18 protein-coding genes are annotated in these 19,352 nt (G+C 68.6%); 6 read left to right on the forward strand and 12 right to left on the reverse strand.

Features of this window, described 5'->3' with window-relative positions; translation table 11 throughout:
* Window positions 1-85: 85 nt before the first annotated feature.
* From ABZ717_RS16525 to hisD, 9 genes are all read right to left on the reverse strand, one after another.
* On the reverse strand, window positions 86-823 hold the full coding sequence (locus tag ABZ717_RS16525) for a peptidoglycan-binding protein (protein ID WP_358510784.1): 738 nt from the start codon (window positions 821-823) through the stop codon (window positions 86-88).
* Between the two features lie 203 nt (window positions 824-1,026).
* Window positions 1,027-1,761: a peptidoglycan-binding protein gene (locus ABZ717_RS16530; RefSeq protein ID WP_358510787.1), complete on the reverse strand. Its 735-nt coding sequence runs from the start codon at window positions 1,759-1,761 to the stop codon at window positions 1,027-1,029.
* Between the two features lie 152 nt (window positions 1,762-1,913).
* Entirely contained in the window at window positions 1,914-2,687 is a 774-nt protein-coding gene (hisF, locus tag ABZ717_RS16535) for an imidazole glycerol phosphate synthase subunit HisF (protein ID WP_358510790.1), read from the reverse strand.
* Complete coding sequence (priA, locus tag ABZ717_RS16540) at window positions 2,684-3,442, reverse strand: bifunctional 1-(5-phosphoribosyl)-5-((5-phosphoribosylamino)methylideneamino)imidazole-4-carboxamide isomerase/phosphoribosylanthranilate isomerase PriA (RefSeq protein WP_358510832.1); 759 nt, start codon at window positions 3,440-3,442, stop codon at window positions 2,684-2,686. Before priA ends, hisF begins: the two co-directional genes overlap by 4 nt.
* Window positions 3,443-3,485: 43 nt before the next feature.
* Entirely contained in the window at window positions 3,486-4,139 is a 654-nt protein-coding gene (hisH, locus tag ABZ717_RS16545; protein WP_358510793.1) for an imidazole glycerol phosphate synthase subunit HisH, read from the reverse strand.
* Window positions 4,140-4,155: 16 nt separating this feature from the next.
* Window positions 4,156-4,317 carry a hypothetical protein gene (locus ABZ717_RS16550; protein WP_358510796.1) on the reverse strand — a complete coding sequence of 54 codons (162 nt, stop codon included), beginning with the start codon at window positions 4,315-4,317 and terminating at the stop codon, window positions 4,156-4,158.
* Entirely contained in the window at window positions 4,318-4,911 is a 594-nt protein-coding gene (gene hisB / locus ABZ717_RS16555) for an imidazoleglycerol-phosphate dehydratase HisB (protein ID WP_358510799.1), read from the reverse strand.
* A 41-nt stretch (window positions 4,912-4,952) separates the two neighbouring features.
* On the reverse strand, window positions 4,953-6,035 hold the full coding sequence (locus tag ABZ717_RS16560) for a histidinol-phosphate transaminase (RefSeq protein WP_358510802.1): 1,083 nt from the start codon (window positions 6,033-6,035) through the stop codon (window positions 4,953-4,955).
* A 90-nt stretch (window positions 6,036-6,125) separates the two neighbouring features.
* Entirely contained in the window at window positions 6,126-7,361 is a 1,236-nt protein-coding gene (hisD, locus tag ABZ717_RS16565) for a histidinol dehydrogenase (RefSeq protein WP_358510835.1), read from the reverse strand.
* Between the two features lie 332 nt (window positions 7,362-7,693).
* Between hisD and ABZ717_RS16570 the strand changes: the two genes are divergently transcribed.
* From ABZ717_RS16570 to ABZ717_RS16585, 4 genes are all read left to right on the forward strand, one after another.
* Entirely contained in the window at window positions 7,694-8,254 is a 561-nt protein-coding gene (locus ABZ717_RS16570; RefSeq protein WP_358510804.1) for a ferritin, read from the forward strand.
* An 85-nt stretch (window positions 8,255-8,339) separates the two neighbouring features.
* Window positions 8,340-9,122: an LON peptidase substrate-binding domain-containing protein gene (locus ABZ717_RS16575; RefSeq protein ID WP_358510807.1), complete on the forward strand. Its 783-nt coding sequence runs from the start codon at window positions 8,340-8,342 to the stop codon at window positions 9,120-9,122.
* A gap of 76 nt (window positions 9,123-9,198) precedes the next feature.
* Window positions 9,199-9,684, forward strand: coding sequence for a Cys-tRNA(Pro) deacylase (ybaK, locus tag ABZ717_RS16580; RefSeq protein WP_358510810.1), 486 nt, complete (start codon window positions 9,199-9,201; stop codon window positions 9,682-9,684).
* 110 nt (window positions 9,685-9,794) lie between these two features.
* On the forward strand, window positions 9,795-11,663 hold the full coding sequence (locus tag ABZ717_RS16585; RefSeq protein WP_358510813.1) for a long-chain fatty acid--CoA ligase: 1,869 nt from the start codon (window positions 9,795-9,797) through the stop codon (window positions 11,661-11,663).
* A 6-nt stretch (window positions 11,664-11,669) separates the two neighbouring features.
* Here the strand turns inward: ABZ717_RS16585 and ABZ717_RS16590 are convergent, their stop codons facing one another.
* Entirely contained in the window at window positions 11,670-12,290 is a 621-nt protein-coding gene (locus ABZ717_RS16590; protein ID WP_358510816.1) for a hypothetical protein, read from the reverse strand.
* 77 nt (window positions 12,291-12,367) lie between these two features.
* On the opposite strand from ABZ717_RS16590, the gene ABZ717_RS16595 reads away from it, so the two are divergent.
* Window positions 12,368-12,904 carry a DinB family protein gene (locus ABZ717_RS16595; protein WP_358510819.1) on the forward strand — a complete coding sequence of 179 codons (537 nt, stop codon included), beginning with the start codon at window positions 12,368-12,370 and terminating at the stop codon, window positions 12,902-12,904.
* Between the two features lie 60 nt (window positions 12,905-12,964).
* Here ABZ717_RS16595 and dnaE read toward each other — a convergent pair whose 3' ends face one another.
* Both dnaE and ABZ717_RS16605 read right to left on the reverse strand, forming a co-directional pair.
* Entirely contained in the window at window positions 12,965-16,528 is a 3,564-nt protein-coding gene (gene dnaE / locus ABZ717_RS16600) for a DNA polymerase III subunit alpha (protein WP_358510822.1), read from the reverse strand.
* Between the two features lie 261 nt (window positions 16,529-16,789).
* Window positions 16,790-17,665, reverse strand: a complete 876-nt coding sequence (locus ABZ717_RS16605) for a hypothetical protein (RefSeq protein WP_358510824.1) — start codon at window positions 17,663-17,665, stop codon at window positions 16,790-16,792.
* A 205-nt stretch (window positions 17,666-17,870) separates the two neighbouring features.
* Here ABZ717_RS16605 and ABZ717_RS16610 point away from each other — a divergent pair, with 205 nt between their 5' ends.
* Window positions 17,871-19,061, forward strand: coding sequence for an endonuclease/exonuclease/phosphatase family protein (locus ABZ717_RS16610; RefSeq protein ID WP_358510838.1), 1,191 nt, complete (start codon window positions 17,871-17,873; stop codon window positions 19,059-19,061).
* The last annotated feature ends 291 nt before the right edge of the window (window positions 19,062-19,352 follow it).

Genomic DNA, 19,352 nt, shown 5'->3' on the forward strand with positions numbered 1-19,352 from the left:
CTGCCACGAGGAAGGCCCGGACATCCCCTTCGAGGGTGTCCGGGCCCGTGTGGCGAGTCGGTGTCAGGGAACCGCCGGTGACGTACTAGTGGTAGCCGTGGCCGGCCGGCGTCTTCTCGTCGTCGGACTCCTCGACGGGCTCCAGCTCCTCGTCGACGACCGACTCCTCGTCGGCCGAGGCCCCTTCGTCGACGCACTTCTCCCCGGGCGCCCCCGCCTCGGGCTTGGTGATGGAGCACTTGAAGGTCATACGACCGTAGGCGCCGTCCACGCCGATTCCGGATTCCTCCTGGGCCGCCTCAACGGCCGCCGCGGTGTCCTCGTTGTAGACGTCGTCGGTCTCGTCGAGGTCGGCGCCGAACTTGGCGTTGAGCAGGATCTTGATGGCGACGACGGCCGGGCCCTGGTCCCCGACCTGGTAGGCGTCGGCCTCAGAGGGGAAGAGCGTGTTCCTGAGCTTGACCCAGGTCTGGGACTCCAGGACCCCGTTCTCCTCGATGGTCCCCGCTTCCTCCTCGAACGCGAGGATCAGCGCTTCCACTTCCTCGTCGAACTCGTCCCCCGGCTCTTCCGGGATGTTGTGCCCGAGGGCGGCCAGGAAGTACTGGACGGCTCGGATGTCCTCGCTCGGGCCGGGCTGGTCCACCGAGTAGACGGGCCAGGAGCGGGCCTCGATCTGCTCGATCACCTCGTCGGGGGTGCGCTCGTAGTCGTCGGCGGAAGCGGTCGGAGCGACCATGACGACACCACCGAAGGCGATGAAGCCGGCGGTGGCCAACGAGACGACGCGACGAGCGAAGTCGCTGTTGAGGTACTCGGACATGATGGGTGTGATCTCCCCTGTCGTGCGGTTGAGACGTGGACATGCTCACACTCATAACGGAAAAGGCAATGCAGCGCCACGCTTCAATAACGATTAAGATTTTCCGGTTTCAAGCAGTGTCCGGGAAAGCAAAGGGGCCCGGACGCCCCTCCTGGGGTGTCCGGGCCCGCGTGGCGCGGCAACGGCGAGGAACAGTCGCCGAACTAGTGGTGGTCGCGCTCGGCCTCCTCGACACCCTCGGTCAGGACACCGGCCTCGGCGCCCTCCGCGCCCTCGGCATCCTCGGCCGGGGCCTCCTCAGCGGCGACGTCATCGCTGGAGGCGTCGGCCGCCGCCTCACCCTCGTAGGTGACCACACCCTTGTAACTCAGCCACCCGAAGGCACCGTCGACGCCGATGCCGAGCTCCTCCTGGGCGGCCTCGACCGCGGCGGCGGTGTCCTCGTCGTACAGACCGCTGGTCTCGTCCAGGTCCGCGCCGAACTTCTCGTTGAGGATCGCCTTGATGCCGATGACGGCCCAGCCGCGGTCACCGACCTCGTAGGCGTCGGCCTCACTCGGGAAGTGCAGGTTGCGGATCTTGATCCAGGTCTGCGACTCCAGGGTGGCGTCGTCGTTGAGGTCGTAGTGACCGTCGAACTCGGAGATCGTCGCCTCGACGTCCTCGGTGAACTCGTCACCGGGGTCGGGGGTGATGAACCCGAGGTCGTTCAGGAAGGAGAGGGCGAACCGGATGTCGACGCTGGGGCCGGGGTTCTCGATCGAGTAGTTGGGCCAGCTCTGGGCCTCGATCTGCTCGATGACCTCGCGGGGGGTGCGCTCCAGGTCGTCGGCGGACGCGGAGGGGGCGAAGAGGGCCGCCCCGCTCAGGGCGACGAACCCGGCGGTCGCCAGGGTCGCGATTCGACGGATGACTCCGCCGCTGAAGTGATCGGACATGATGGTGCGAACTCCCGTGTCGTGTGCTTGGGACGGCCTCATGCTCACACGAATCACAACTGAGTTAACTTAGCGCCACGCCTTGACCACGATTGGTAATTTTTTCTTGTCGGGTCCCGGGACGATCCACCGACCGGCCCGGGACCCACGTGCTAGCGGACCGGGTAACCGGCCTCCCGCAGGCTCTTCTTCACGTCCGCGATGGTGAACTCTCCGAAATGGAACACCGTCGCGGCCAACACCGCGTCCGCGCCCGCGGCGACGGCGGGCACGAAGTGTTCCACCGCTCCGGCACCGCCCGAGGCGATCAGCGGGACGCCCACACGGGCGCGCACCGCCCGAATCAGTTCCAGGTCGAACCCGGCCTTGGTGCCGTCGGCGTCCATCGAGTTGAGCAGGATCTCCCCCGCCCCCAGGTCGGCGGCGCGCTCGCACCACTCCAGGGCATCGATCCCGGTGCCCTTGCGCCCACCGTGCGTGGTGACCTCGAACCCGCTGGTCGTGGGGGCGTCACCGGCCCGGACGCGGCGCACGTCGGCGGAGAGCACCAGCACCTGACGGCCGAAGCGTTCGGCGATCTCCCCGATCAGTTCCGGGCGCGTGATGGCGGCGGTGTTGACCCCCACCTTGTCCGCGCCGGCGCGCAGCAGACGGTCCACGTCCTCGGTGGCGCGCACCCCTCCCCCGACGGTGAGCGGGATGAACACCTGGTCGGCGGTGCGGCGCACCATGTCGTAGGTGGTCTCCCGGTTGCCGCTGGAGGCGGTCACGTCCAGGAACGTGAGCTCGTCGGCACCGCCCGCGTCATAGGTCCCCGCCAGTTCCACGGGGTCGCCGGCGTCGCGCAGGTTCTCGAAGTTGACGCCCTTGACCACCCGCCCGGCGTCCACGTCCAGGCAGGGGATGACCCGTACCGCGAGGCTCATCGGCGCCCACCCCCGACCAGGGCCAGGGCGTCCTCCAAGGTGAAGGCGCCCTCGTACAGGGCGGTGCCCATGATGGCGCCCTCGACACCCTCGGGAACCAGACCGGCGATGGCCTCCAGGTCGGCGAGACTGGACACGCCCCCGCTGGCCACCACCGGCTTCTCGGTGCGCTCGCACACGGTGCGCAGCAGGTCCAGGTTGGGGCCCTTGAGCATGCCGTCCTTGTTGACGTCGGTGACGACGTAGCGGGCGCAGCCCTCGGTCTCCAGCCGCTCCAGGGTCGCGAAGAGGTCACCGCCGTCGCGGGTCCAGCCGCGGGCGGCCAGGGTGGTGCCGCGCACGTCCAGGCCGATGGCGATCTTGTCCCCGTGCTCGGCGATGATCCTGGCGCACCACTCGGGGTGTTCCAGGGCGGCGGTGCCGATGTTCACCCGGGTGCAGCCGGTGGCCAGGGCGGCGGCCAACGACTCGTCGTCACGGATGCCGCCGGACATCTCGACCTTGACGTCGAGGCGGCCGACGATGTCGCCCAACAGGTCGCGGTTGTGCCCACGCCCGAAGGCCGCGTCCAGGTCCACCAGGTGGATCCACTCGGCGCCGGCGTTCTGCCAGGCCATGGCGGCCTCGTAGGGGTCGCCGTACTTACCGCCGGTGTCGGCCTTGCCCTGGACGAGCTGGACGGCCTGCCCGCCGGAGACGTCCACCGCCGGCAGCAGTTCGAGTGCGGGGGTGGACGTGATCTGCTCGCCGGTCATACTCGCCTTCTCGTTCTCGGTTCTGTTCACGAAATATGTCTGCTCAGAGTCCTTCGACCCAGTTGGCCAGGACCCGGGCGCCGGCGTCACCGGACTTCTCCGGGTGGAACTGGGTGGCGCTCAGCGGCCCGTTCTCCACGGCGGCCACGAACGGCTCCCCGTGTTCGGACCAGGTCACCAGTGGCGCCGGGATGCGGTCACTGGCCGCGACGAACTCCCAGTTGCGCACCCCGTAGGAGTGCACGAAGTAGAAGCGTTCCTCGGGGTCGATCCCGGCGAACAGGCGCGTGCCCTCCGGTGGGGTGACCGTGTTCCACCCCATGTGGGGCACCACGGGCGCCTTGATGCGTTCGACGGTGCCGGGCCACTCCCCGCAGCCCTCGGTGGCGCTGTCCGCGGCGTTGACGTCGGCCTGTTCGATCCCTCGGTCGAAGAGGACCTGCATGCCCACGCAGATGCCCAGGACCGGGCGCCCACCGGCGACACGGCGGTCGATGACGCGGTCCCCACCGGCGGCCCTCAGGCTGGCCATGCAGGCGCTGAAGGCCCCGACTCCGGGCACGACCAGCCCGTCGGCCTCCAGCGCGACATGGGGGTCGGAGGTGACGGTGACGTCGGCTCCGGTTCGTTCCATGGCGCGTTGGGCCGAGCGCAGGTTGCCCGACCCGTAGTCGAGGACGACCACACGTGAGGACATCGGGTGTGTGCCTTTCTTAGAGGTAGCCGAGCCGCAACGCGCCGAAGGCGATCGCGAGCACGACGCAGACGGCCAGGCCGATGGCGACCGAGCGGCTCCTGTGCCACATCGCGTAGACGCCACCCGCGAGGAACCCGCCCAGGATGATCAGGAGCAGCCCCCAAAGGTCGGTGTCCATCTACAGGACGCCCTTGGTGGAGGGCACCCAGTTCACGCGCGGGTCGTCCTCGGTGGCGAAGCGCAGCGCCCGGGCGAACGCCTTGAACTGGGCCTCGACGATGTGGTGGGCGTTGCGGCCGTAGGGCACGTGGATGTGCAGGGCCACGCGGGCCTGGGCGACGAAGGACTCGAAGATGTGCCGGGTCATGGTGGTGTCGTAGTCGCGGCCGATGGTCGGGGCCATGCCCTCGGGTTCGCTGTGCACCAGGTAGGGGCGGCCGGACACGTCGACGGTGACCTCGGCCAGCGCCTCGTCGAGGGGCACCTTGGCGTCGGCGAAGCGGCGGATGCCGGCACGATCGCCGAGGGCCTCGCGGAAGGCGGCGCCCAGGGCCAGGGCGGTGTCCTCCATGGTGTGGTGCGAGTCGATGTGCAGGTCGCCCTCGGTGCGCACGGTCAGGTCGAACAGGCCGTGCTTGGCGAGCTGGTCGAGCATGTGGTCGAAGAAGCCGACACCGGTGGAGATGTCGGCGACGCCGGTGCCGTCCAGGTCGACCTCGACCAGGACCTTGGTTTCCTTGGTTGCGCGTTCGATGCGTCCGGTGCGGCTCATGGTCACTCTCTTCGGTGGTGCGGTGGGAAGTCGGGGCGAGGTCAGCGGCCGGTGACCTGTAGGAGGGTCTCGCGGAAGACGGCCATCTCCTCCGAGGTGCCGACCGTGACGCGAAGCCACCCGGGGGGTCCGACCTCGCGGATGAGGACCCGGCGGTCGAGCATGTCCTGCCACACGCGCGTGCGGTCCTCGAACTCCCCGAACAGGACGAAGTTGGCGTCGGAGTCGGCGACCCGGAAGCCGTGTTCGCGCAGCCAGGCGACGAGGGCGTCGCGTTCGGCGCGCAGGTCGGCGACGGCGCCGAGGAGTTCGTCGGCGTACTCCAGGGCGGTGACGGCGACCGCCTGGGTGACGGCCGACAGGTGGTAGGGCAGGCGGACCAGTTGGAGGGCGTCGACCACCGCGGGGTGCGCGGCGAGGTAGCCCACCCGCGCGCCGGCCAGGGCGAAGGCCTTGGACATGGTGCGCGAGACGATGATCCGGGGGTTCTCCGCCAGGAGGGTGAGGGCGCTGGGGGTGCCCTCGCGGCGGAACTCGGCGTAGGCCTCGTCCACGACCACCACTCCGGGGGCCGCCTGGGCGATGCGCTCGATGGCGTCCGTTTCCAGAGCGGTTCCGGTGGGGTTGTTCGGTGAGGTCAGGAAGATGACGCTGGGCGCGTGTTCGGCGATCGCGGCCAGGGCGGCGTCGACGTCGACCCGGAAGTCGGCGTCGCGCGGCACCGACACCCATCCGGTCCCGGTGCCCCGGGAGATGATCGGGTGCATCGAGTAGGACGGCTCGAAGCCCATGGCTGTGCGGCCGGGGCCGCCGAAGGCCTGGAGTAGTTGCTGGAGGATCTCGTTGGATCCGTTGGCCGCCCAGACATGGTCCGAGGTCAGTCCGTGGCCGAGGTAGGCGGCCAGGCCCTCGCGTAGTCGGACCGCGTCCCGGTCGGGGTAGCGGTTCAGACCCAGGGCGGTGCCGGCGACGGCGTCGGCCAGCGCCTTGGCCAGGGCCGATGAGGGCGCGTGCGGGTTCTCGTTGGTGTTGAGGACCACCGGCACGTCCAACTGCGGGGCACCGTAGGGCGAGCGCCCGCGCAGGTCGTCGCGCAACGGCAGGTCGTTCAGGGTGAAGCTCACTGGTTTCACGCTCGTGGTGGGTCGTGGGAGGGACGGGCGGTTCCGGTGTGACCGGCTCCGCACGTCCTTCCGTCGGGTGCGTCGGTGTTCTCAGTCCCGGTTCGGGTCGTGGTCCATGCGGGCGGCGACGGCTTCGCCGTGCGCGGGCAGGTCCTCGGCCTCGGCCAGGGTGATGACGTGGTGGGCGACGTCGGCCAGCGCGTCACGGTCGTAGTGGACCACGTGCACCCCGCGCAGGAAGGTCTGCACGCTCAGGCCACCGGTGTGGCAGGCGCAGCCGCCGGTGGGCAGCACGTGGTTGGATCCGGCCGCGTAGTCGCCCAGGGAGACCGGGCTGTGGTCGCCCACGAAGATGGCGCCGGCGTTGCGCACCCGGTCGGCCAGGGCCGGGGCGTCGGCGGTCATGATCTCCAGGTGCTCGGCGGCGTAGGCGTCCACGACGGCCAGCCCGTGGTCGAGGTCGTCGACCAGGACGATGCCGGACTGCGGACCCGAGAGGGCCTCCCGGACGCGTTCGCCGTGCCGGGTGGCGGCCACGCGTTCGGCGAGGCGTTCGGTGACCTTCTCGGCCAGGGCCTCGTCCGGGGTCACCAGGACGGAGGCGGCGACGACGTCGTGTTCGGCCTGGCTGATGAGGTCGGCGGCGACGTAGTCGGGGTCGGCGGTGTGGTCGGCCAGGATCGCGATCTCGGTGGGTCCGGCCTCGGCGTCGATGCCGATGACGCCCTTGAGCAGGCGTTTGGCGGCGGCGACCCAGATGTTGCCCGGGCCGGTGACCATGTCGGTGCGGCGGCAGTCCTCGGTTCCGTGGGCGAACATCGCCACGGCTTGGGCGCCGCCGACCGCGTAGACCTCGTCGACGCCGAGCAGGGCGCAGGCGGCGAGGATGGTCGGGTGGGGCAGCCCGCCGAAGTCCTTCTGGGGCGGTGAGGTGACCGCGAGGGAGGACACCCCCGCCTCCTGGGCGGGGACCACGTTCATGATGACGCTGGAGGGGTAGACGGCGCGGCCGCCCGGGACGTAGAGGCCGACCCGCTCGACGGGCATCCACTTCTCGGTGACGGTGCCGCCGGGGACGACCTGGGTGGTGTGGTCGGTGCGGCGCTGGGCGGCGTGGACCTTGCGTGCGCGACGGATGGACTCCTCCAGCGCGTCGCGCACGGCGGGGTCGAGGTCGACCAGGGCGCTCTCGATGACGTCCTTGGGGACGCGGACATCGGTGAGCCGGACGCCGTCGAAGCGTTCGGTGAGTTCGATCAGCGCTTCGGTTCCACGATGGCGTACGTCTTCGACGATGGGGCGGACGCGTTCGGTGGCGTCGGCCACATCCATTTCGGCGCGCGGAAGTGCGTCGCGCGGGTCGCCTGTGGAACCTCGGAGGTCGATTCGACTGATCACCACTCCAGTCTAGGGGGCCCGACCCGACCGGTGGGCGGTGGTGTCCGAATGATGGACACCACACCCGCCCGACCGGCATGAACCCGACCGGGCGGACTTCACGACCCAAGGCCGCATAAAACCGCCGAACAATCCCCTGATAAGCGTCACCTAACTTTGGACAACCTTACCTGATTAATCTTTTGAAAGGCTTGCCTAACAAACACCCGAACCGTTTCTCGTATTTCACAAAATGCATTCTAATGCGTTATCGTAGAACCATGACTTCCAACTCTTCCGGCGATAGCGGCCTTTCCAAGTTCCACCGACTCCTGGTCGACCAGGTCCGGCACGAGTTCACCGCGTCGCACCAGTACGTGGCGATCGCCGCCTGGTTCGACGACCAGGACCTGCCCCAGTTGGCCCGGGTCTTCTACGAGCAGTCCCTTGAGGAACGCGACCACGCGATGATGCTCGTGCGGTACCTGCTCGACAACGACGTGACGTTCGCCCTACCGGGTGTCGACGCGATCGAGACGGATTTCGCCGTCTCCCGCGACCTTGTCGCCTTGGCCCTGCGTCAGGAGCGAGAGGTGAGCGACCAGTTCCAATACCTGGCCAAGGTGGCCCGTGACGAAGAGGACTACACGGGCGAACAGTTCCTGCAGTGGTTCATCCAGGAGCAGGTCGAGGAGGTCGCCAAGATGTCGACCCTCCTCAACGTCGTGGACCGTTCCAACGGCAACCTGTTCGACGTGGAGACCTTCGTGGCCCGCGACATGCCCAGTGAGGACAACGGCAGCCAGGGTGCGCCCGGTACCGCCGGCCCCACGGTGTCCTGACCCACGACGCCCGGCGTGAACACACGCCCCGCCCGGGCCCCGGGCGGGGCGTCGCCATGTGGCCCGTCGGGGGCATACTGGGGACATGCCTGAGGCTCTGCCGATCTTCCCACTGAACACCGTGCTGTTCCCGGGGATGACGATCCCCCTGCACGTCTTCGAGAAGCGGTACCGGAAGCTGGTCTCGGAACTGCTCGGACCCACGATGGCCGGAGGTGAGGCCGGTGGCCGTGAACGCGGACCGGCCCGTTTCGGTGTCGTGTGGATCGAGCTGGGCCACGAGGTGGCGAGCGAGTCCGGTCAGGGCGCCGGCGGTGCCGACACCGGGGTGCCGCACACCGTCGAGCACACGCGTTCGCCCTCGCTTCCGGTGGTGAGCGCCGTGGGATGCACCGCGGTGGTGCGCGACGTACGCACCTACGAGGACGGCCGCTACGACCTGGTGGTCGAGGGCGGCACCCGGTTCCGCGTCATCGACCTGTCGGAGGTCGACACCTTCGGGACCGACGACTACTCCACCGCATCGGTGTCGTTGCTCCCCGAGGCCCTGGGGCCGGACGCCAAGGAACACGCCGATCGGGTGCTGGACCTGTACGAGGTCTACCGGGGGCGGTTGTCCGAGATCGGCATGGCCCCGGAGACCTCCCGCGACCTGCCACGCGACCCCATCGCGCTGTCCCACGCGGTGGCCGCCTCGATCGTGCTGGACCCGGCGGAGAAGCAGCGCCTGTTGGAGGCCGAGGACGGCGCGACCCGGTTGGCCGTGGCCGCGCGTTTCCTGCGTCGGGAGAACCGGATCGTGGCCGCCCCCACCCTGCCGAACCTGCCGGCGGGCCCCTTCCTCAACAACGGGGTCTCCTTCAATTAGTGTGCCCGTCGAATCCGGGCACGTGTTGCGCTAGCCTGCCCGCAAGCCATAGACCAGTGGAAAGCCCAGGTAGCCGATGAGTGGAAAAGCCACGCCCGCGACCGTGGCGGCGGGACGGACCAAGACCACCTACACCCTGCACCCCTACGAGGTCGACGGAGATGGCGACGGCCACTCCTACGGGGCCTACGCGGCGGACGCGATCGGGGTGCCGCACCATCAGGTGTTCAAGACCCTGGTGGCCGAGGTGGACGGGGTGTTCACCGTCGGGGTGGTCCCGGTGAGCGGTTCGCTGGACCTCAAGGCGTTGGCCATGGCGGTCGGCGGTAAGAGGGCGACCATGGCCGAACCGGCCAGAGCCGAGAAGATCACCGGGTACGTGCGAGGCGGCATCAGCCCGCTGGGGCAGCGCAAACGGCTGCGCACGGTGATCGACTCCTCGATCACCGCCCTGGCCGCGGTGTACGTGTCGGCGGGGCGGCGTGGCCTGCAGATGGAGTTGGCCCCGGCCGATCTGATCCGATTGACCGAGGCGATCACCGCACCCATCTCATCGGACTGAGGTGAGGTGCCGCACACAGCGGATTCCGCTGTGACACAGAGGTCCATGGACCCCGGCACATTCGGCCACAGGCTGTTGCCCACCCCCCTACCCGGCGGTAGCTTTGTGAAATGGGCAACCTCTCATCCCCCTACAGGTCCGTCCCCGACATGTTCGCCTCCCGCGTCGCCCGATCCGGCGACCGGGAGGCGTTCAGCCACCCCGTCCCCTCCCCCGGTGGTGGTCCCGAAACCTGGAAGAGCCTCACCTGGAACCAGACCCGCGACCGTGTGCGCGACCTGGCCCTGGGTCTGCACTCCCTCGGCCTGACCTCACAGGCGCGCTGCGCGATCGTCTCCAGCACCCGGATCGAGTGGATCCTGGCCGACCTGGCGATCCTGTGCGCCGGCGGCGCCTCCACCACCATCTATCCCGGCTCCACCCCGCCGGACTGCGCCTACATCGTCTCCGACTCCGGCAGCCTGGTGGCCTTCGCCGAGGACGACGAACAGGTCGCCAAGCTCCGGGAGCAGCGCGCCGCCATGCCCGGGCTGTCCAAGGTGATCGCGTTCGAGGGTGACGCGGGAGGCGACGACGACTGGGTCATGGGCCTGGCCGAGTTGGCCGAGCACGGCGCCCAACTCCACGCGGAGCGGCCCGAACTCTTCGACGAACTCGTCGCCGCCGTCGAACCCGAGGACCTCGCCACCCTGATCTACACCTCGGGCACGACCGGCCGCGCCAAGGGCGTGCGCCTGGACCATTCCAACTGGTTGTACGAGGCACAGGCGTTGGAGACCCTGGACCAGGAGATGAGCGCCCGGGGTCGGCAGATGCTGACCATCGACGACGTGCAGTACCTGTGGCTGCCCCTGGCCCACGCCTTCGGCAAGGTCATGCAGGTCGCCCAGTTGCGGCTGGGGTTTCGCACCGCCGTGGACGGGCGCGTGGACAAGATCGTCGACAACCTCGCCGTGGTGCGGCCGACCTTCATGGCGGCGGCCCCCCGCATCTTCGAGAAGGTCTACAACAAGGTCGTCCTACAGGCCAAGGAGGGCGGCGCCGCCAAGTACCGGGTCTTCAAGTGGGCGGTGGGCGTGGGCGATCGGGTGGCCCGGCTCCGTGAAACGGGCAAGGAACCCACCGGGGTGCTGGCGGCCCAGTACAAGGTGGCCGACCGTCTGGTGTTCGCCAGGCTGCGGGCCCGTTTCGGTGGCCGACTGCGTTTCTTCGTCTCCGGCAGTGCGCCGTTGGCCCCGGAGATCGGCCGGTTCTTCTACGGCGCGGGGATCACCATCCTGGAGGGCTACGGGCTGACCGAGACCTCCGCGGGCGCCTTCCTCAACCGGCCCGGTGAGGTGCGCTTCGGAACGGTGGGGCTGCCGTTGCCCGGAACCGAGGTCAGGATCGCCGAGGACGGCGAGGTTCTGCTGCGCGGCCAGGGCGTCATGCGCGGATACCACAACCTGTCCGGTTCCACCGAGGCCGTGCTCACCGAGGACGGCTGGTTCGCCACCGGTGACATCGGCGCGCTGGAGAACGGGCGTCTGCGGATCACCGACCGCAAGAAGGAACTGATCAAGACCTCCGGCGGCAAGTTCGTGGCGCCGCAGGGCATCGAGAGCCGATTCAAGTCACTGTGCCCGTACGTGAGCAACCTGGTCGTGCACGGCGACCGGCGACCCTACTGCGTGGCCCTGGTGGCCCTGGACCCGGAGTCGATCGACGCGTGGGCCGAGGCCAACGGGCTGGGCGCGCTCGACTACGACGGTCTGACCAGGGAGCCCAAGGTTCGGGCCATGGTCGGGGAGGCCATCGACGAGTTGAACGAGAACCTGCCCCGGCACGAGTCCGTCAAGGAGTTCACGATCCTGCCGAGCCCGCTGACGGTGGAGGCCGGTGAGATCACGCCGAGTCTGAAGATGCGCCGCCGGGCGGTGGAGGAGAAGTACGCCGAACTGCTCGACGCGATGTACGAGGGCTCCGTCCAGCGCCTGTGAGCACGATCAGGGAAGCCGGCCCTCGCGGTCGGGCCCGGGTTCGCGGTCAGGTTCGGGTTCGGGCTCACGGAGCGGTTCGGGAACGCCGGGTTGATCGGAGCGCAGCAGGCTGATTCCGTCCAGCAGCCCGTACTGCAGCACGTGCACGAAGGGCCACACGATGAGGAAGGCCAGGGCCTGGAGCTGGAGCGCGCCGGTGACGGTGTCACCGGGTTCGGCCGCCAGGAGCACCTCCCGGGCCGGGGCGTCCAACGCGACACCGATCCGCCAGACCAGGGCACTGCCCACGACGGCGCCCAGGAAGCCCACCAACAGCAGCGGGAGCCGAAGGTCCTGCTCACGCCGCTCGGACAGTCCGAACTGGATCATGTAGCAGGCGTAACCGGTGACGATACCGGCCAGCGCGGTGATGAGGACGAAGTAGCCCTCACCCGCGAAGACCTCCTCGGTGGCGCCGGCGAAGACCTCGCCCTCGCCCAGCGCGGTCACCTCCGGGCGGGGGGCGAGCCACCACCACAACGGGCCCAGGAGCGCCCCGAGCAGCGCCGTCGCGCCGAACACCGCCGCGGCCACGGCCAATCCGCGCCCCACCCTCGACGCGCCGGAACGGCCGCCCTCCGTCTTCACCCTGTCTGCCCCCTTCGTGTCCCGGACCTGCCGAAAACCAGTGGATACCCGGTCACGACCCGAAGGACAATACCCGCATGTACGACAAGAGCGGTCCCGTGGCCCTGCCCAAACGTGTCGATCCTCCCATGGCGGCGGACGAGCGGACGATGCTGTCGTCCTGGCTGGAGTGGCACCGCTCCACCGTGCACCTCAAGTGCGCGGGCCTGGACCCGGCCCTGTCCTCGGCCGCTCCGATCCCGTCCTCGCCGATGACCACGATCGGTGGGATCGTGTCGCATCTGCGCTGGATGGAAGCGTTCTGGTTCGAGGTGGTGATGCTCGACCAACCCGACGTGGCGCCGTACTCGACCCTGGACCCCGACGGTGAGTTCCGGGTCGGCGCCCGGCTTCCCTTGGACGAACTACTGGCCGACTACGAACGCCAGTGCGAACGCTCCCGAGAGATCACCTCCCATCTGGAGCTGGGCAACTCCTCCCGCCACGTCCTCCAGGGCGGCCCGGGACGGACCACCCTGCGCTGGGTGCTCAACCACATGGTCGAGGAGACGGCCCGCCACAACGGACATCTGGACCTGCTCCGGGAGTTGGCCGACGGCTCCGTCGGCCGATAAGGCCCCCGTGTGCCGTGACACACGAGGGCCGGTGCTCCACGGAGCGTGGATTCCGCCTGGTCAGTAGTCGACCGAGTACGCCCCCAGCAGGCTCTTCACCTCACCGTTGAACTCCGGGGAGATCCGCACCGAGTAGTTCTCCAGCGCGTAGATCCGCGAACGCACCGGGTTGTCCACGCGGACCCGCACCGGGGTCTCGCCCTTGTGAGTGCTCAGGATCTGGCGCAGGTCGCCCACCAGGTCCGGGGAGAGCCGCTTCTCGTCCAAGGTGAGCAGGACCGGGGGCTCCCCCTCGGTGATGTGCGAGATGTCCAGGATCGACATCTCCGAGGCGAACATCGACCAGGTACCGTCACGGTCGTTGAGCCGGCCCTTGACCGTGACCGCGGTGTCCTCCAGCAACGCCTCCACGTACAGCGGATACGTCTTGGGGAAGAACAACACCTCCATCGAGGAGTCCAGGTCCTCCACCGTGGCGATCGCCCACTGGTTACCGGCCTTGTTGGTGCGCTTGTCCACCTTGGAGATCAACCCGGAGATGCGCACCTCACCGCGTTCCCGTCCCAGGTCGCCGGCGACGATCTGCGCGATGGAGGTGTCCCGAGAGCGGGCCAGCACCCGCTCGGCCCCGGCCAACGGGTGGCTGGACACGTACAGACCCAACATCTCCCGCTCGAAGGCCAGCTTGGTCTTGCGGTCCCACTCCTCGTCGCCCCACTGGATGTTCAACCCGATGGGGGTGGAGTCACCGTCGTCGTCCCCGCCACCGAACAGGTCGAACTGGCCGTTCGCCTCCTGCTTCTTGGAGCTGATCATGCCGTCCACCGCCATCTCGTGGTGGCGGTACAGCTCCCTACGCGGCTGCCCCAGGGAGTCGAACCCACCGGCCTTGACCAGCGACTCGATCACCCGCTTGTTACAGGCGGCCAGCTCGATCTTGGACAGGAAATCCGTGAAGGAGGTGTACTTGCCCTTCTCGGTCCGGGTCTTGACCACGGAGTTGACCACGTTGGCGCCCACGTTGCGGACCGCGCCCATACCGAAGCGGATGTCGGAGCCCACCGGGGTGAAGCGCAGACCCGACTCGTTGACGTCGGGCGGCAGCACCTTGATTCCCTGGGCCCGACACTCGGCCAGGTACACCGCCATCTTGTCCTTGTCGTCGCTGACCGAGGTCAGCAGCGCGGCCATGTACGCGGCGGGGTAGTTGGCCTTGAGGTAGGCGGTCCAGTACGCGACGAGGGCGTATCCGGCGGCGTGCGACTTGTTGAACGCGTAACCGGCGAACGGGAGCATGACGTCCCAGATCGCCTGCATGGACTCCCGGGAGAAGCCCTTCTCGATCATGCCCGCGGAGAACTTCTCGAACTCCTTCTCCAGGGCCTCCTTCTTCTTCTTTCCCATCGCCCGACGCATCAGGTCGGCGCCGCCCAGGCTGTACCCGGCCAACTGCTGGGCGATCGCCATGATCTGCTCCTGGTAGACGATCAGGTGATACGTCTCACCGAGGATGCCCTCCAGGGCGTCCTTGAGCTCGGGGTGGATCGCCGTGACTTCCTGCCGGCCGTTGGAACGGTCCGCGTAGTCGTTGTGGGCGTTGGCCGCCATCGGACCGGGTCGGTACAGCGAGAGCACGGCGGTGATGTCACCGAACGCCTTCGGCTCCATCCGCTTGAGCAGGTTGCGCATCGCGCCGCCGTCCAGCTGGAACACACCGAGCGTGTCCCCCCTGGCCAGGAGCTTGTAGGTCTTCGGGTCGTCCAGCGGAAGCTTTCCGAGGTCGACGTCGACGCCGTCGGCCTCCTTGATGCTCTTGACCGCGTCGTCCATGATCGTCAGGTTGCGCAGGCCGAGGAAGTCCATCTTGAGCAGACCCATGTCCTCGCACTGAGGGTAGGGAAAGCCCGTGATGATGGCGCCGTCGGCGTCACGCTTGTGCAGCGGGATGACGTCCAGCAACGGTTCCTTGGACAGGATGACGCCCGCCGCGTGCACACCCGTGCCACGCGTCAGGCCCTCGATACCCCGAGCGGTCTCCATCACCTTGTTGACCTGCGGGTCGTTGTCGACCAGGTTGCGCAGCTCGGTCGTCTCGCCGTAACGCTCGTGGTCGGTGTTGTACACCGCGTCCAGCGGAATCTCGTTGCCGCCCACCGGGGCCGGGAACGCCTTGGTGATCTGGTCGCCCGTGGAGTAGGGCATGCCCAGGATGCGGGTGGAGTCCTTGATCGCGGCCTTGGCCTTGATGGTGCCGAAGGTCAGGATCTGCGCCACCCGCTCCTCGCCGTACAGGCGGGTGACGTACTCGATCATCTCCCCGCGCCGACGTTCGTCGAAGTCCAGGTCGACATCGGGCATGGACACACGTTCGGGGTTGAGGAACCGCTCGAACAGCAGACCGTGGTCCAAGGGGTCCAGGTCGGTGATGCCCAACATGTAGGCGATCATCGAACCGGCGGCCGAGCCACGGCCCGGGCCCAGCGCGATGCCGTTCTCCCGGGCGTAGTCGCAGATGTCGGCGACCACGAGGAAGTAGGCGGGGAAGCCCATCTCGTTGATGATGCCCAGTTCGTACTGGATGCGGGAACGCGCCTCGTCCGTGGCCCCGTTCGGGTAGCGCACCGGAATGCGGCGCTCCACCTCCTTGGCCAGCCAGGAGGCCTGGGTCTCGCCTTCGGGGACGGGGTAGACCGGCATCAGGTCACGGTGGGCGAAGACGTTGTCGTAGGCGCTCGGGTCGACCCGCTCCGCGATGAGCAGGGTGTTCTTGCACCCCTGGGCCCACTCGTCGAAGTTGAGCAGCCCGCGCATCTCGTCGCCGGACTTGAGGTAGTAACCCGAGCCGTTGAACCGGAACCGGGTGGGGTCGTCCAGGTTCTTGCCCACACCCACCGCCAGCAGGGCGTCGTGCGCCGAGGCCTGGGACTCGTACACGTAGTGGGAGTCGTTGGTCACCAGCGGCGGGATGTTCAGTTCCCGGCCGACCCTGAGCAGACCGTCACGGACCTCCTTTTCGATCGGCACCCCGTGATCCATCAGCTCCAGGAACACGTTGTCCTTGCCGAAGATGTCCTGCAGCCCCGCCGCGTAGGCGATGGCCTCCTTCTCCTGGCCCAGCCGCAACCGGGTCTGCACACCACCCGACGGGCAGCCGGTGGAGACGATGACGCCCTCGTTGTACTCCTGCATGAGCTCCAGGTCCATGCGGGGCTTCATGTAGTAGCCCTCCATGGACGCCAGCGAGGACATCCGGAACAGGTTGCGCAGGCCCTGCTCGTTCTCGGCGAGCATCGTCATGTGCAGGTAGCGGCCACCACCGGAGATGTCCTTGCCGCCTTCGGCCGAGGCGTCGTCGGAGCTGTTGGAGCGCCCCCAGAACACCCGCTTCTTGTGGAAGCGCGACTCGGGTGCCACGTAGGCCTCGATACCGATGATGGGGGTGACCCCGGTGCCCTTGGACTGTTGGTAGAACTCGTAGGCGCCGAACATGTTGCCGTGGTCGGTCATGGCCACGGCCGGCATCTCCAGCCGCGCCGCCTCCTTGAACAACGGCTTCAACTTCGCCGCCCCGTCGAGCATCGAGTACTCGGTGTGGACGTGCAGATGTGCGAAGGAGTCGGCCATGACGCGTGTGCCCCCAGGCGGGTAGACGGACGGGTGGTGACTCCTGAGACTACGACTTCCCTGTGACTCTCGGGGACACCTGTGGACAACGAACCGGGCCCGTATCAATGCGCCGGGCCCGGCCCGGGGAGGCTCGCGATTCGTCGGGGGTCGAGGCCTCCATCTGCGCGTGGGGACGGCCCTTCGGGGGTGTCGCCGTGGAGAGGTCTCCGCGCACGTCTCCCGGGTCGATCCGGACCGCTTCCCGAGTCCCGCCGCGGGTCAGGGTCGTGAGGTCCCCTTGGAAGCTCGGAGGTCGTGGGCGAGGGTGCGTAGCCACGGGTCGCGGAAGGCCGGTTCGCCGGTCAGGACACGGTGGACGAGGGAGCGGACCCGGCGGGTGCGTCCGTGTTCGTGGCAGCTCAGCGCGTCGGCCAGCCCTTGCCGGGCCCTCTCGTCGTGGCGGGGTCGGGTGACGGCGGGGTCGGACCAGCGGGTGCGCCGGAAGGAGTCCTCGGTCTTGGGCTGGGAGTTGCCCAGGTGACTCCAGAGAAATCCACCGATGGACACGTTGCGTACGGAGCTGGGCGGCAGGTCGTTCGTCCACTCGGCGTGCTGCTGCCAGCGCCAGGTATTGGGGCTGGTCTTCTCGCGGGAGGTGATGCCGAGGTAGCGGACCCTGTGGCGGATCACGTTCCAGGCGGCCCGTTCGTCGTCGATCCAGTCTCGTAGATGCTGGTGCAGGTTGCCGAAGGTGGAACCGCGCGCGACCAGATCGGTGAAGACCACGGGGCGGTCGCGGGCGGCCAGGGTCTGCGGGCTGATCCCGGTCGCGTCGAGGTTGACGCGCAACTGGGCGCGTTCGTCGGGGGTCAGGTCCTCGCCGTCGAGACCGTAGAGGGACAACGGCAGGCGGTGCAGCCGTGTGTGGTGGGAGGTATCGGCGAGCACCCCGGTGAGCAGGTCGTACACGCTGTCCGGGGAGCGTCCGACGAAGTAGAGGTCACCGTCCGCGCTGCGTGCCAGGACCTTGGCCGCGCACTCGGCGAGTTCGTCGACGTGGGTGGGGTCGTAGTCGATGCCTTCGGTGAGGGAGCCGATGCGGTCTCCCCCGGGGATGTTCCAGCGGAAGGGGAGGTTGGGTTCCTTGTGTGCCATGGGGACTCCATTCGAACAGGGTGGGGAGGGTTCGCCAAGGGGATTTCGGTGTCGTTCGGACGACGGTGGTACACCGTTCGGACACGATCCCCTGTTACGCTCCGGCGCGCGAACCCCCGCTGAGAGGACCATCTCCGTGACCAAGACGCCCCGTCGCATCGCTTCCACCGCCACTCTCGTTCTGGCGGCCTCCGCCCTGGTGGCGATGCCCGCCGCCGGAGCGGAGTCGCCGTCGATCCCCGCCCCGCCCGGTGAGCACGAGGTTCGCTTCGCGACCTTCAACACCGCTCTGGAGCGCCCCGAGGAGGGGATGCTCGCCGAGGAACTGGCCTCACCCGACAGCGACCAGGCCCGCAACGTCGCCGAGATCATCCAGCACGCGCGGCCCGACGTGCTGTTGGTCAACGAGTTCGACCACGACGAGGAGGGCGTGGGGCTGCGGCGGTTCCAGGACAACTACCTGTCCGTGGGACAGAACGGCGCCGACCCCATCGACTACCCGTACGTGTACAACGCCCCGGTGAACACCGGTGTGGCCTCAGGAGTGGACCTCAACGGCGACGGTGAGGCCGTGACCGAGCCGGGAACCCCCGAGTACGCCGAGGACGCCTTCGGGTACGGCGTCTTCCCCGGCCAGTACGGCATGGCGGTGCTGTCCAAGTACCCGATCGTCACCGAGGAGGTGCGCACCTTCCAGACCTTCCGCTGGGCGGACATGCCGAACGCGCTGCTTCCCACCGACCCCGAGACGGGCGAGTCCTACTACTCGGAGGAGGCCCTGGAAGTGCTGCGACTGTCCTCCAAGAGCCACTGGGATCTCCCCATCGACACCGGGCGGGGACGACCCGTGCACCTGTTGGCCAGTCACCCCACGCCGCCGACCTTCGACGGCCCCGAGAAGCGCAACGTGGCCCGCAACCACGACGAGATCCGATTCTGGGCCGACTACGTGCGTCCCCGCGCCGCCGACTACGTCTACGACGACGCTGGGGTGCGAGGCGGGTTGGCGCCGGGGGCCCGGTTCGTGATCGCCGGAGACCTCAACGCCGACCCCAACGACGGCGACGGGCATCCCGAGGCCATGACTCAGCTGTTGGAGCACCGGGACATCGTGGACGTGCGCCCCTCCAGCCAGGGCGGACGCGGCGCGGCCGAGCGGCAGGGCGCCGCGAACGACGACCAGATGGGCGACCCGGAGCTGGACAGCGCGGACTTCGTGGACGAGCCGGGTCCGGGCAACCTGCGGGTCGACTACGTGCTGCCCTCGCGTTCGCTGCCGGCCCGCGCGTCGGGGGTGTTCTGGCCGACCGTGGACGACCCTCTGTTCCGGCTTACCGGCGACTACCCGTTCCCGAGCTCGGACCACCGCATGGTCTGGGTGGACGTGGTCCGCTGACTCTCCGGCCCGGGTCGGTACGTGGGCGGGGGGGGAGGTGAGGGTAGGGCGCGGGAAGCGGGAGCGGAGCGGAGCGCGGGGAGCAAGACGCGGGGCGCGGGGAACAAAACGCGGGGCGCCGGCGGTGGGTCCTCCGGTTCACGGGGCGGGTGTGGGGTGTGTTGGTGGGGCGCCTCGGGTCGGGAGTCTTGGGGTTGTTGGGCGGGGTGGGGGTGGGTTCTCCCTCCTTCCCCGCCGCGTGATTGTTGCCGCCCGCACCGCACGCGTCAAGGCGATGTTGAGTTGCGCATC

Origin of the sequence: Nocardiopsis sp. NPDC006832, from assembly GCF_040635885.1 — a bacterium.
In the GTDB taxonomy this organism is placed as follows: domain Bacteria; phylum Actinomycetota; class Actinomycetes; order Streptosporangiales; family Streptosporangiaceae; genus Nocardiopsis.